Origin of the sequence: Streptomyces sp. NBC_01571 (genome assembly GCF_026339875.1) — a bacterium.
GTDB lineage: Bacteria > Actinomycetota > Actinomycetes > Streptomycetales > Streptomycetaceae > Streptomyces.
This window is the reverse complement of record NZ_JAPEPZ010000001.1, coordinates 634,071-648,638: the sequence shown is the minus strand read 5'-3', so window position 1 is coordinate 648,638 and position 14,568 is coordinate 634,071. Positions and strand designations below refer to the sequence as shown.

The 14,568-nt window shown below is 69.9% G+C and carries 7 protein-coding genes; all 7 read left to right on the top strand.

What is annotated here, in order from left to right:
• Window positions 1-61 precede the first annotated feature (61 nt).
• The 7 genes from OHB41_RS02895 (at window position 62) to OHB41_RS02865 (ending at window position 14,493) form a co-directional block, all read left to right on the top strand.
• The gene (locus OHB41_RS02895; protein WP_266696356.1) at window positions 62-1,036 is read left to right on the top strand and encodes an alpha/beta hydrolase; all 975 of its coding nucleotides are present in this window, start codon (window positions 62-64) and stop codon (window positions 1,034-1,036) included.
• Window positions 1,037-1,366: 330 nt separating this feature from the next.
• Window positions 1,367-1,798 carry a universal stress protein gene (locus OHB41_RS02890; RefSeq protein ID WP_266696355.1) on the top strand — a complete coding sequence of 144 codons (432 nt, stop codon included), beginning with the start codon at window positions 1,367-1,369 and terminating at the stop codon, window positions 1,796-1,798.
• Between the two features lie 406 nt (window positions 1,799-2,204).
• Window positions 2,205-2,402: a hypothetical protein gene (locus OHB41_RS02885; protein WP_266696354.1), complete on the top strand. Its 198-nt coding sequence runs from the start codon at window positions 2,205-2,207 to the stop codon at window positions 2,400-2,402.
• A 419-nt stretch (window positions 2,403-2,821) separates the two neighbouring features.
• Window positions 2,822-3,826 carry a TIGR03885 family FMN-dependent LLM class oxidoreductase gene (locus OHB41_RS02880; RefSeq protein WP_266696353.1) on the top strand — a complete coding sequence of 335 codons (1,005 nt, stop codon included), beginning with the start codon at window positions 2,822-2,824 and terminating at the stop codon, window positions 3,824-3,826.
• A complete protein-coding gene (locus tag OHB41_RS02875) occupies window positions 3,817-5,517 on the top strand; it encodes an alpha-amylase family protein (protein ID WP_266696352.1) in 1,701 nt (566 codons plus the stop codon). The genes OHB41_RS02880 and OHB41_RS02875 overlap by 10 nt, the downstream gene beginning before the upstream one ends.
• A 142-nt stretch (window positions 5,518-5,659) precedes the next feature.
• Window positions 5,660-6,553: an NAD-dependent protein deacetylase gene (locus tag OHB41_RS02870; protein WP_266696351.1), complete on the top strand. Its 894-nt coding sequence runs from the start codon at window positions 5,660-5,662 to the stop codon at window positions 6,551-6,553.
• A gap of 929 nt (window positions 6,554-7,482) precedes the next feature.
• A complete protein-coding gene (locus OHB41_RS02865) occupies window positions 7,483-14,493 on the top strand; it encodes a glycoside hydrolase domain-containing protein (protein WP_526024882.1) in 7,011 nt (2,336 codons plus the stop codon).
• The last annotated feature ends 75 nt before the right edge of the window (window positions 14,494-14,568 follow it).

Below are 14,568 nucleotides of genomic sequence, written 5' to 3'. Positions count from 1 at the left end.
TACGACGCCCCTGCCCGTTGCTCCCGAACCTCCGGCACAACCCGACGAAAGGCAGCCCCCCGTGACGACCGTACGACCCGACGTGGACCCCGAACTGCGCGTTCTGCTCGCCGACATGCCGCTCATGACGCGGCTCGACCCCGAAGTGCTCGCCCAACTGCGCCGGTTCCCGTCGGCGCCGGTCGAGTCCCTTCTCGAAGGCCACCAGGCCGACCATCGCGAGGTCACCGTGTCCGGTGAGGGCGGTGCGCGGATTCCCCTGTCGGTCTTCAGTCCGTCCGGTGCCACCCGCGTCACCGGGGCGCCGTGCGTCCTGTGGATGTACGGCGGCGGGATGGTCATGGGGGATCGCCTCTCCCAGATCGACATACCGCTGGAGTGGCTCGACCTGTTCGGTGCCGTGATCATCTCTGTGGGCTACCGGTTGGCGCCGGAGGCAGGCGGCACGACAGCGGTCGACGACTGTTACCGGAGTCTCCTCTGGGTCGAGGAGCACGCCGACGAACTGGGCGTCGATCCCGCCCGAATCGTCGTGGCGGGAGTCAGTGCGGGAGGTGGCCTCGCCGCGGGAGTGACACTGATGGCACGCGACCGGGGTACCCCGCGGGTCGCGGCGCAGCTGCTTGTCTGTCCCATGCTCGACCATCGCAACGTCACCACGTCGAGTCGGCAGTACTCCGGCGGTCCCGGTGTCTGGACCCGTGAGATGAACGAGTTCGGCTGGCGCTCGGTTCTCGGCGGCCTCCGCGACGACCAGGTGCCCGGTCATGTCTCACCCGCGGTGGCCGAGGACCTCTCGGGGCTGCCGACCACGTATATCGACGCCGGCTCGGCCGAAGTCTTCCGCGACGAGGACGTCGCCTACGCCACCCGGATCTGGGCGGCCGGCGGCCAGGCGGAACTGCACATCTGGGCGGGAGGGTTCCACGGATTCGACGCGCTCTACCCGCAGGCTCGCGTCTCGGCCGGCGCCCGCCGGACACGCAACGACTGGCTGGCTCGAGTTCTGTCGCCGGTTGACGGGACCTCGGCGTGATCGGCCCGACCGACGCCTCCGACGCCTGATGCCCGATGCCTGGCCCCCGACCCCCGATTCCCGATCCCGGACCGGTACGGTCCGTCACGTCGTGACACGCTCCGTGCCGGTGCAGGCGTTCGGTCAGTGATCGGCCCGAGGCCTCACCGTGCGGGACAGCACCGCAGCCTCTGGCGCCCGTCGGATGATCACAACACGGGACGATCAAGGGACGAAATCGGGAAGGCCGGCGCCGCGCCGGACGTTGATCCCTGTGGCACCGGTCCTCCGGCGTCACTGAGTACCGCGAAGATCCTCCGTATCTTCCAGAACGGGAAAGAAGAAGATTCCATGTTCCAGCGCATCCTGGTCGCCGTCGATCCCAGCCCCACCCGGCTCTCCGCAGTACGCCTGGCCGGGGACCTGGCCCGGCTGACGGACGCCCAGGTCCGGGTCGTGCACGTCGTCGCCTCCTCCGCGACCCTCGCAGCCGTCGTCCCGCTCGAGGACGACGCCCAGGCGAAGGCCGTCGTCGACGAGGCCCTGGCCGCCCTCCGCGACAAGGGCGTCAAGGCCGACGCGACCCTCTTCCACGGACTGACCACCCAGATCGCCACGGCCATCTCCGAGGCGGCGGCGGAGTTCGAGGCCGACCTCATCGTGGTGAGCCCCCATCACCGTGGATCCGTCGAGGCGTTGTTCAACCCCCGGATCAGCGATGCCGTCGCGCACGCGAGCCGCACCGCCGTCCTGCTGGCTCCGGAGGACGGCACCGAGGCCTGATCCCCCCGAGAGGGCCGCGCCGCTGTCGGGTGGCGGACACCGGCCGCGATGCCACGGCCTGCCCCGGAACCGCTGTCCGGGGCGGGCCGATGTCGGTCACCGGCCGGTTGCCGTCTCGACGAACGGGGACCTTCGACCTCTGTCCGGCAGGACACGAACCCCTGCGCGTGAGGTCCGCGGCCACCCGAGCGGGACCAGGGCGGGTCCGCCTGCACGACGGCCACCTGGAGACGGGTGGCCTCGGTGGCAGCGGACCGGTGGACCCGCCTGCGCGACGGAACCGAGCACCCGGGCCGGCGGCTTCACCGAGGCAGTGGCGCAGCGGCGGCCTTGAGCTGTGGCCGGCGAGTCTCCTCAGGCGGGCAGCGTGCCGCGTTCGCCGCCGTCGGCGAACGGGATGGAGCCGTTGACGCAACTGCTGGCCGGACTGACCAGGAACGAGACGATGTCGGCGATCTCGGTGGGGTCGCGCGGTCTCGCCGCCGAGGCACGCCTCCTCACCGACCTCGACGACCAGGACGCGGAGCAGTTGCGCTCCCTGCTCTCCCGAGTCGCACAGACCGCTCAGCGGGGGGCGAGCGCTCCCGGCGAAGCGGACTGCTGACGCGTCGGCCCGTTTCTCGTTCGGTGTCGCGGTGTGATCAAGTCCTCCCACGCTCGGAGGACTTCACATGCGTCCATAGGGCTCGGCGAGCGAGTTGGCGGCCCTGCGTCCGCAGCGACGCTGAGGACGTCGGCAGACTGCCAGCCGGGAGACGGCTCTCTCGACCACCCGGCGACGTCGGCCCGACCGTGAGCGCCGGCCTGCCCCCACCGGCCTCGGTCTTGGAGCAGCCACCACACCGCGGCCGCCGGCATGCGGCCGCAGCGCCGCGCGGATCATCCGAGATCGACCGCCGCTGCCTTGTACTTCCCAGCCCGGGGCGCCCGTCATCGCGTCAACTCCGCCGGAGTGCAACGGGTTTCGGGATTCTTCCGGCAAGGTCTCCGTTCAGGAGCGGCCGGGAGGGTACCCGCCCCGGCATGACTGTCTACGGATTACATGCCTCGCACGAGCAGATCCCGCCCGCCGATCTGCGCGACGCCGTGGTGCAGGCGGAACGCGCGGGATTCGCCGCCGCCATGTGCTCGGACCACTTCTCCCCGTGGAGCGTCCGCCAGGGGGAGTCCGGATTCGCCTGGTCGTGGCTCGGCGCCGCGCTCCAGGCCACCGACCAGATGCCGTTCGGCGTGGTGAACGCACCAGGCCAGCGCTACCATCCCGCGATCATCGCCCAGGCGATCGCCAGCCTCGCGTCCATGTACCCCGGCAGGTTCTGGGTCGCGCTCGGCAGCGGCGAGGCGTCCAACGAGCACATCACCGGGGCACGTTGGCCCCGCAAGGACCTGCGCAACGCGCGGCTGCGGGAGTGCGTCGACGTCATCCGTGCGCTGCTGCAAGGGGAGGAGGTCAGCCACGACGGACTGGTGACCGTGGACCGGGCCAGGCTGTGGACGCTGCCGGCCGCCGCGCCGCCCCTCATCGGAGCCGCGTGCAGCACGGCCACGGCCGCCTGGTGCGCCGAGTGGGCGGACGGCCTCATCACGGTCAACGCCCCGCGTGAACGGCTGCGCGAGATCGCCGACGCGTACCGGGACGCGGGCGGCCAGGGCCCCCTGCACCTCCAGGTCCACCTGAGCTGGGCACCCGACGAGAGCGAGGCCCTGGCGCTGGCGCACGACCAGTGGCGCACCAACGTGCACTCGCCCCCGGCCAGTTGGGACCTGGACTCCGCGGAACTGTTCGACCTCGTCAGCGAGCACGTCACCCCCGAGCACGTGGCCGGGACGGTCAACGTCTCGTCCGACCTCGGCCGGCACACCGCCTGGCTCCAGGAGTACGCGGCGCTCGGCTTCGACGCGGTGATGCTGCACCACGTTGGCCGTGAACAAGGCCCGTTCATCGAGGCGTTCGGGACCGAGGTACTGCCACGGCTCGACGTCACCCGCCCGCTTCCCGCCACGGCGAAGGAGTACCGATGCGTCTGACCCGCACGTCCGACCTGTGGTGGAAGAACGCGGTGGTGTACTGCCTGGACGTCGAGACGTACCAGGACGGCAACGGCGACGGGATCGGCGACTTCGCGGGCCTCACGCAGCGGATCGACCATCTGGTGCGCCTCGGCGTGACCTGTGTGTGGCTGATGCCCTTCTACCCGACACGGGAACGCGACGACGGATACGACATCACGGACTTCTACGGCGTCGACCCCCGCCTGGGAACCCTGGGTGACTTCACCGAGTTCGTCCGCACCGCCAAGGACCGCGGCATTCGCGTGATCGCCGACCTCGTCGTCAACCACACCTCCGAGGACCACCCGTGGTTCCAGGACGCCCGCTCCGGCCGGGACTCCGCCCACCGTGACTGGTACGTCTGGCAGGACGAACCCCCCGAGGACGGCCCCGAGGGGGTGGTCTTCCCCGACGCGGAGGACAGTCTGTGGGAGTACGACGAGGGCAGCGGGCAGTACTACCTGCACCGCTTCTACAAGCAGCAGCCCGACCTCAACGTCGCCAACCCCGAAGTGCGTGACGAGATAGCCCGCGTCATGGGCTTCTGGACGCGGCTCGGGCTGTCCGGTTTCCGCGTCGACGCCGTGCCCTTCCTGCTGGAGACGGCCGGGCAGAACGACGCCGGAGCACTGCCGAACCCGCACGAGTACCTCGCCGACCTCCGCGCCTTCCTCGGCCGCCGCAACGGCGAGTCGATGCTGCTCGGTGAGGTCAACCTGCCCTACGACGGCCTCGCCCGGTTCTTCGGAGACCCCGACTCGGACCGTGGCGACGAACTCACCATGTGCTTCGACTTCATCGGCATGCAGCAGATGTACCTGTCGATGGCGCGCGAGGACGCGGGGCCGCTGGCCGCCGCGCTGAGGGACCGACCGGCCGCCCCACGCGACGCCCACTGGGCGACGTTCGTACGCAACCACGACGAGCTCACCCTCGACAAACTGAGCGACGACGAACGCGCCGAGGTCTTCGCGGTCTTCGGCCCGGACAAGGACATGCAGCTGTACGACCGAGGGCTGCGCCGCAGGCTGCCCCCCATGGTCGACGGCGACCGACGCCGCGTCGAACTCGCCTACAGCCTGCTCTTCACCCTGCCCGGCACCCCCGTCCTCTTCTACGGTGAGGAGATCGGCATGGGAGAGAACCTGGCCGCCGAGGGCCGTCAGGCCGTACGCACCCCCATGCAGTGGACGCCGGAGGCGGGGGCCGGCTTCTCCACCGCCGAACCGGGAACCTTCCCCAACCCGCTGGCGGACGGTGCGTTCGCACCCCAGAAGGTCAACGTGTACGAGCAGAGCCGCGACCCCGGCTCGCTGCTGAGCCGCATCCGGCTGTTCGTCGAGCGCTACCGAGAGGCGCCGGAGCTGGCCTGGGGCGAGTACCGCGTGGTCGAGGCGGGGGAGCGTGCCGTGCTGGCACACATCGGCTGCACCACCGACGGGAAGGTCCTGGCCGTCCACAACTTCGCGGACCGGCCGGTCACCGCACGGCTGCGACTGCCCGAGGCCGGACCCGGCGGAAGGCTGACGGATCTGCTCGACGAAGGACATGCCGGGCTCACGGTGCCCGACGACGGCCTGCTCCGCGTCGAGCTGCCGGCCTACGGGTACCGGTGGCTGCGCGTCGGCACCCCGGCCGACGACCCCGACAGGGTCGCGTCCGACTGACACCGTTCCCGCCGGGAGAGGCTCCCGAAGTGACCGAGGACCCGGCGGCACGCAATGACGGGCCGGCACCCGCAAGGAGCTCCGCAGGCGGAGGCGATCGTGCCGGCCCGTGCGCCGTTTCATCGGGCCGTACCCTTGCAGCATGCGCATGCGCCCCACTCTGAGCTGGACCCCTGCCCAGGACCTGCCGCCCGGCACCACGGATCTGGAGCCGATCACGGACATGCTGTCCACGGGGGGTGTGCTGGTGCTCAGCGGGGCCGGCATCTCCACGGAGTCGGGCATCCCCGACTACCGGGGCGAGAACGGCAGCCTGAGTCGGCACACCCCGATGACCTACCAGGACTTCACCGCGAGTGCCCAGGCGCGGCGGCGGTACTGGGCACGCAGTCACCTCGGCTGGCGGACCTTCGGCCGTGCCCGCCCCAACGACGGACACCGAGCCGTAGCCGCGTTCGGGAGGCACGGCCTGCTCTCGGGAGTGATCACTCAGAACGTCGACGGACTGCACCAGTTCGCCGGCAGCGAGGGCGTCGTGGAACTCCACGGAAGCCTGGACCAAGTGGTCTGCCTCTCCTGCCGCGCCTCGAGTTCGCGTCGTGAACTCGCCCTGCGGCTGGAGAGCGCCAATCCAGGCTTCGCGCCGGTGGCCGCCGCGATCAACCCGGACGGTGACGCGGACCTCGCCGACGAACAGGTCGGAGACTTCCAGGTGGTGCCCTGCGCGGTCTGCGGCGGCATCCTCAAGCCGGACGTGGTGTTCTTCGGTGAGACCGTTCCGCCATCGCGGGTCGAGCACTGCCGCCGGCTCGTCCGCGAGTCGACGTCACTTCTGGTACTGGGCTCGTCGCTGACGGTGATGTCCGGGTTCCGATTCGTCCGCGAGGCGGCCCAGGCGGGGAAGCCGGTGCTCATCGTCAACCGGGACCCGACCCGGGGCGACCAACACGCCCTCACCCGGGTCGCGGTCCCCCTGGGAGCAGCCCTCACGACCGTGGCCGACCGGCTGGACATCCCTCTGGGGTCAGTCTCTTAGGTGCTGCCGGTGCGCATGGTCCTCTACTTGGAGGCGGCGGACGGGAGCTTCGGTCCGGCAGAGAGCATCCCGGGAGTTCACGGAGGAGCTTCCCGAGGTGACTGGAACGACTGGCAGAGATCGATGCATGCATGAGGGCCGGCTGGCCTCAGGGCCTCGACTCTCCAGGTTGGCTGAACGCGACCATCGAAGGCGCGCTGACTGTCGAGGCCGTCCTGGACAGTGAACCCGCGTACTGAAGCAGGTCAACCCCGCACCTGAGGCCCGACTTTCGGGCGATCGGACAGGTCCGGTGCTCTTCCGAACTCGCGGCCGTGCCCGTGCGGTCCCAGGAGTTGTCGTCAAAGTGTCACGCCCACATCAGGAGTGATGCGAGGTCAGGGCTGCTTGACAGGACTCGGCCGTCTTGTCGTACCCGGTAGCGAAGCCGCGCCATTCCTTGAGGCGGTTGAAGCACCAGCCGCGGAAACGTGTGTGCAGAGGGGTCCACCGGCCATACCGCTCAGGAACATGCCACCATCGCGGCCTACGGGCGCCGGTCGCCCGTCGTTTGACGACACCCCTACCAGGCCGACCGGTTCCCGGCGTCAGACCTGTCCGCGCCGAGGTGCGCGGACGTACGACGCGGAGGAGAAGCGTCGGCTGACGGTGCTTCATCCTTGCGGCTCCATGACTGCTTTCCCCGCGCGTCGTCTTCGCGGCGTCCGTCACGCGCATGCTGTACGAATATTGTTCCCCCGTTGTACGCCTTCTCCGTGTGTCATGGCGGACGGTCGTGAACGCGGTGGGGCGCAATCCGGTGTGAGGATGCAATCCTTTGTGTCCACTTCCGTCTCACCCTGGGTTGCGCACCCGGTGTCCCGGGCTGACAACGTTGTCCTCTGGTGAGCCCGAGCCGTGCGTGCGTATGACGACGCTGGAGAGGTTACGTGCCCATCAGATCCCAACCCCCCTTGCCCCGCACCGTCCTTCCGAGACCCGGCCGGCATCGACGGCCACTGCGCGCGGCGGTCGCCGCGCTGCTCAGCGGGGCGCTCGGCGTCGCCGCGCTGGCGGGTGGCGGCGCGGCTGCGGCACTGCCCGCCGCGATCACGTCCGCAGGGAATTCCGGCGGCACGGACTACACGAAACTCGTCGACCCCTTCGTGTCGACGGCCGGCGACGACGGCAACGACCTGCCGGGCGCACAGGCGCCCCACAGCCTGGCCAAGGTCAACCCGATGACCACGCCGAACCGCAACCACACCGGGTACGACTACAACGAGAACCGGATCGCCGGGTTCACCGCGACGAACCTCGACGGTGTCGGCGGCTCGGGAGGCGGCGGCGACCTGCTGGTCGTCCCGACGTCCGTGCGGTACGACAAGCGCCCCGCCCCGAGCACGTACGCGCACACGTACAGCCACGACGACGAGACCGCGACGCCCGGCTACTACCAGGTGGGGCTCGGGTCCGTCTCCGGCACCGCGTCGTCGGTGACGCAGGACTCCGGCAGCATCAAGGCCGAGATGACCGCGACGACGCGCACGGCGCTCGAACGATACAGCTTCCCCTCAGGGTCGGACCCCGAGCTGGTCCTCGACCTGGCGAACAACTTCACGAGCCGCACCCGCTCGACCATGAAGGCGACGACGCTCCCTGACGGGACCACCTCGATCACCGGGCTCATCGCGGGATCGTTCAACGGCGCCTCGTACCAGCTGTATTACGACGCCACCACGAACGTACCCGTGACCTCCCTGAAGAGTTGGGGCAGCGACGGCAAGCTGAGCGACGCGACCACGCAGGACGGCGCCGACACCGGCGCCGTCCTCGGGTTCGACAAGTCCGCGGGGCAGGACATCGAACTGCGCGTCACGCTGTCGCCGATCAGCGCCGAACAGGCCGCGACCGACCAGCGCAACGAGGTGGGCCACCTCACCTTCGACCAGGCGCGCGCGCAGTCGAAGGCGGACTGGAACCGCGCGCTCGGAGCCGTCGACGTGCGCGCCTCCGCGCAGTCCGACCCCGGGTCGACGCTGACCAAGGAGTTCTACACGCACCTGTACCGCATGTACGCGCTGCCGGTGAACGCCACCAGCACCAGCGGAACGTACCGCGGTGTCGACGGAGCGGTGCACAAGACGAACGGCTTCACGTACTACGACGGTTGGTCCACCTGGGACGACTTCCGCAAGTACTCCGTCGAGGCGTACATCGACCCGGCCACCTACCGGGACATGGTGCAGTCGCTCATCGAACTCTTCGCCGACGCGCGCGCCTCGGGCAAGAGCCTCGGCAGCCTCACCCACTCCGTTCCGACCGTGCGCTGGGAGCGTTCGGCCGTGCTGGTCGCCGACGCGCTGTCGAAGGGCTTCAAGAACTTCGACCGGCTCGACGAGGCGTACCCGGCACTGCTCTCGTACTCCGGGTACTACACGGGGGCGCAGCTGCGACAGGGCTACGTCACCGGGGACCCCGGTACGACCGTCCAGCGCGGCTACGACCAGTGGGCGCTGTCCGTCATCGCCGACGCGCTCGGCAAGGACGCGGACGCGAAGAAGCTGCGTACCCAGTCGACCATGGCGATCGACAACCTCGTGAAGTCCGACGCCTGGACCGCGTCCGACGGCACCAAGGTCGGTCTGCTCACCCCGCGCGCGTCCGGCGGCGACTGGCAGAGCGCGGACCACGAGAAGTTCGAGGCGGCCGGCCTCTACCAGGGCACGCTCTGGCAGTACCACTGGTACGACGCCTACGACATGGGCGGCCTCATCCAGGCCATGGGCGGAGACGAGGCCGGCAAGGCCGCGGTCAAGCACATGTTCGGCGAGGACTCCAGCGTCGACGACGGCTCGACCATGCTGCACTCCAACGCGAACGAGATCGACCTGCAGGCCCCGTACCTCTTCAACTACGTCGGCGAGCCGAGCCTGACGCAGAAGTGGGTGCGCGCCATCTACACCGGCACGACCTGGAACCGCTACATCGCGACGGGCTCCACCAACGAAGCCCCCAGCTCAGGCGGCCAGTTCACCCCGCCGGTCAAGACCCAGGTCTACAAGCTCTCCCCGAACGGCTTCCTGCCGACCATGGACAACGACGCCGGCACCATGTCGACCATGTTCGTCGGCGCCGCCCTGGGCCTGTTCCCGGTGACGGCCGGTTCCAGCCAGTTCCAGATCGGCAGCCCGTTCTTCGACTCCACGACGATCAGCTACGCCAACGGCTCCCGGTTCACGGTGAAGGCCGACGGCGTCTCGCCGAGCAACTACTACGTGCAGAGCGCGTCCCTCAACGGCAAGCGTTTCGACAACACATGGCTCGACTACTCGCAGATCATCTCCGGCGGCACCCTGGACTTCACCATGGGTTCCAAGCCCTCCCAGTGGGGCGCCCACACGAAGCCCGCGTACTCGCTGAACACCGACAAGGGCAGCGCGGGTGACGGCGGCCCGGGAACGGGCAAGGGCGACACCGTCGTCTCCGTCCACCCGGGCACCGTGAACACCACCGCGGACGGCACCGTCGACGGCAGTGTGAAGCTCACCCTGTCCGGACCGGCGTCCTTCGCCGCCCGCAAGGGAACCAGCCTCACCAGGACCGGGGCGGCGAGCGTGACCGGCCTGCCGGGCGGTGTCACGGCGGACCTCCGCGTCAGCGACTCGCGCACGGCGACGCTGTCGCTCACCGGCACCACGAAGGTCGACGCACGCTTCGGCATCACGTTCCGCGACGCGGCCTTCGCCCACGGCGTTCGGGCCTCGACCGTGAGCGGCACCGGGATATCCGCGACCGACCCGCTCGTCATCTCGGCCGCGGCGGTGCAGCGCAAGGCCCTCGGCGCACTCGTCGACCAGGCGTCCCTGGTGCGCAGCGGCAACTACTCCGAAGGTTCCTGGAGTCTGTTCCGGTCGGCGCTCGAACGCGCGCGGACCGTCCTCGCGGACACCACCTCCGCGACGGGCACGATCATGGCCGCGCACGACGCGCTGCAGACCGCCGTCGACGCGCTCACCATCGACGAGGGCGGCTACGCCGTCCTGCAGGCCGAGGCCCCCGACCAGATGGAGGGTCCCAGCCTCGTGAGGGAGGCGTACTACTCGGACGGCGACCTCGGCGGCGTCACCGAGGGAGCGTGGGAGCGGTACGCCAAGCTGGACTTCGGCGGGGTCGCCCCGCGGAGCGTCTCGGTCCGCTACGCCAACTCGCAGGCGACGAACGCGAAGCCGAGCAGCGTCGACATCCACGCCGGCGCCGCCGACGGTCCGGTCGTCGCCACCGTCTCGCTTCCCGGAACCGGCGGCTGGCAGTCCTACAACACGGTGCAGGCGGCCGTCACCGACCCGGACGCCCTGCTGGGCGCGAAGAGCGCGACGTTCGTGTTCCACGCCCCGTCCGGCCAGCAGTGGGTGTCGAACTTCGACTGGTACCAGTTCTCGCCGTACGAGGTGTCTTCGTCCCCCTCGACCACGCTCGCCACGCTGACCGCGGTGAACAGCACCACGACCGGCGGCGGTTCGGCCCCGCTCAACCTCTCGAACGGCATCTTCGAGAACGTGACGAACGGCGCGTGGGCCGAATGGAAGGACACGAACCTCCGCGACGGCGCCGACACCGTCACCGTCCGCTATGACAAGCCCCAGTCGCGGGCGGCCTCGGACTCGCACATCGAACTGCACCTCGGTTCGAAGGACGGCCCGAAGACGGTGGACATCCCCCTCGACTACAGCGGATCGGGCTGGGGAACCATCGCCACCACGAGCGTGCACCTGGACCCGAGCGTCTTCACCGGCGTCCAGGACGTGTACGCCGACTTCGTCTCCAGCACGCAGTCCGCGTCCCAGCCCTACGTGGGCAACGTCTACTCGCTGACCCTGACGCAGGACACCAACGTCCCCGTCGGCTTCGACGCCACCGCGTTCCGCTCGAACAGCGGCGGCGGCCTCAAGAGCGAGCCGGTCGGCTGGACCGGCGCGGGCTCCACCACCGACCTCGGCGGCACCTACGACGGAGCCTGGCTCGACTACGGGGACATCGACTTCGGCAGCTCTTCCAAGAGCACCGTCACGATCACCTACGTCAACAACTCCGCTCGCTGTGGCACCGGTTCCGCCGTCCAGCTCTACCTGGACTCCTTCGACGCGGCCAACCCCGGCACGCCGTACGCGACGGTGCCCTTTCCGGTCACGGGAGCCGCGTGGTCGTCCGGAGGCACGACGAGCCTGACGCTGCCCAAGGCGATCACCGGCACGCACGCCGTCCACCTGCGGCTGACGACGAACCCGGACTCCTCGCACCCGTACGTGGCGAACCTGGGCCGGATCACCTTCACCCACGTCGACACGCCGGCCGTCACCGACAAGGCCGCCCTGCGGAAGGCGATCGAGCAGTACGAGGGGCTCTCCGCCGACGCGGCGCGCTACGACACGATCGACTTCGGTGTGTACCGGCGCGAACTCGCGTCCGCACACGCCCTCGTCGACGCCGACGGCGCGACCCAGCTCGAAGTCGACACCCAGACCCGCAGTCTCACCCTCGCCGCGGGCCAGCTGATCCCGCTCCCGAGGCTGCGGCTGGAGGACCTGGTCGCGACCGCCTCGGCCCTCGACAACACCCGCTACACGGACGCGTCGTGGAAGGCGTTCACCGACTCGCTCGCGGCGGCGAAGACCGCGCTCGCGAACGACACGTCGACGGACGCGTCCCTCACCGCCCGCTACGACGCCCTTCGTCATGCGCAGTCCGCACTCACCACGAAGCCCAGGACGGCGCCGGCCGCGCCTGACACCGTGTCGGCCACCTCGTCCGGCACGAGTGTGACCGTCGCCTGGTCCGCCCCCGAGGACACCGGCGGTTCACCGGTCACCGGTTACAAGATCACCCTCAGTGACGGCCACCAGGTCGAGATCGACGATCCGAACAGCCGGAGCACGACGTTCACCTGGCTGCGGGCCGGAAGGTCGTACACGGCGCGCGTCCAGGCGGTGAACAAGTTCGGCGCCTCGCACCCGAGCGCCGCCACAGCACCCGTGGTGACCGGGGGCGGCAAGCCGCAGACGCCGGGCGTGACGGGAGTGATCACCGACGGCGAGCAGGTCCGCGTGACCTGGCGGGCGGCCGGCGACGGCGGATTCCCGATCATCGGCTACACCGTGGCCCTCGACGACGGAACCATCGCGCACGTTCCCGCCACCACGGGCACGACGCTGCTCACGACCGCGAGCAAGGCGAAGGCGCACACGGCCACCGTTACCGCGGTCACCCTGGCCGGATCCTCGGACGACTCCACCGCGACCACCGCGGCGGCCGCCGTGGCGGACGCCTCCGACCCGACGTACGTGCCGTCCCCCTTCCCGGACGACACGCTGAACGCGACCTACGCGTCGGACAAGTGGCCGGGCACCGGCGACGGGACCGACTACTTCAACGATCTGCTCGACGGTGTCCACGACCTCCACTCCGACGTCCTCGGAGCCAACACCGAGGTGGTCCACGGCTCCCCGCTCACCGCTCAGAACGACAAGATCGCCGTGAGCATCAACAACGCGGCGACGCAGAAGGAGGTGGACCGGGCAGAGGTCGACGCGACGAACAGTGCCACCGTCACGATGGCCGACGGCCTCGGGTCGCGGCTCGGCCGGATCTACACGGACGCCCTGAACGGCGGCCAACTGCCGAAGACCAGCGCCCTGTTCTCCCGCGTCACGAAGGGCCTCGACGAGGTCGACGCGGCGAAGAACCACTACGGCTACCTGCGCCCGTTCGTGCGGCTCGGGTTCGTCGGTGACGGCGGCGACATCTACGAGTCGCAGGACGGCTCCTACGGCAGCCTCACCACCAGCGGCTCGTACCCGAGCGGTCACACCTACGGCGGCTACGAGGCCGGGACCGTCCTCGCCACGCTCCTGCCGGAGCTGGCACCGTCGATCCTCGCGCGCACCTCGGAGTACGGGAACAACCGCATCGTCCTCGGGTTCCACTACCCGATCGACGTCATGGGCGGCCGCATCACCGGACAGGCCACCGTCGCGCACCGGTGGGCGGACCCCGACTTCGAGAAGCTGCTGATGCAGGCCCACACCGAGATGGAGAACGTGCTGCTCGCGCAGTGCGAGAAGGAGGGGTACGGCGACACGCTCGCGGCCTGCGGGGGCGACTCCTACGGGGGGCTGAGCACGTCGCAGCACGTCGACCTGTACACGCAGCGCCTGACCTACGGGTTCTCCCAGGTGGCGAAGGCCGGGCAGGTTCTCAAGACGCCGTGCGACGCGGCAGCCCTGCTCATCACGGCCTTCCCGGACCTCACCACCGAGCAGCGCACGCAGATCCTGGAGCAGACCGCGACGGACTCCGGCTACCCGCTCGACCTCACCGCGGACGGCGGAGCGAGCTGGGAGCGGATCAACCTGGCGGCGGCGATGACGGCGCACGTGGTCGTCAACGCCGACGGTTCGGTCACGGTGAAGAACTTCTCGGACGCCACCAAGGCCAGTGTCGCCGACGCCAAGGCCATCACTGTCGGAGGTGTCGCGATCGACGGGTTCGATCCGAACGTGTCGACGTACGTCGTCGACTGGCCGAAGGGCAAGAGGATCCCGGCCGTCTCCGCCGTACCGGCCCGGTCCGGCGCACGGGTGAAGGTCACCGACGGCAGTTCGGTCCTCTCCTCGACCGGGCACCGGTTCACCACCCGCACCATCAAGGTGACCTCCGCCAACGGTTCGTTCACGCGGACCTACACGGTCGGGTTCCAGCCCACGGACCGTGACGACCGGCCGGTCGCGGCCGGCGGCACCGGCGGATACCGCGACGCCGGAGGGCCGAGCCTGTGGTCCCTTTCCGGCCTGTCGGGCCCCGGCGGCGTCGGGTCAGGCCTGATCGGCGGCACCGGACTCCGGTCGCCAGGCGCGGAGTTGGCGCGGCCCATGGGAATCCGTGGGGCGAAGGGCACGACGTGACCGCCTGACGCGCCGTGAGTCGCGGGCCCCGGCAGATTCCTGCCGAGTCTCGGGAGTCAGGGCCGTCAGCCGCCG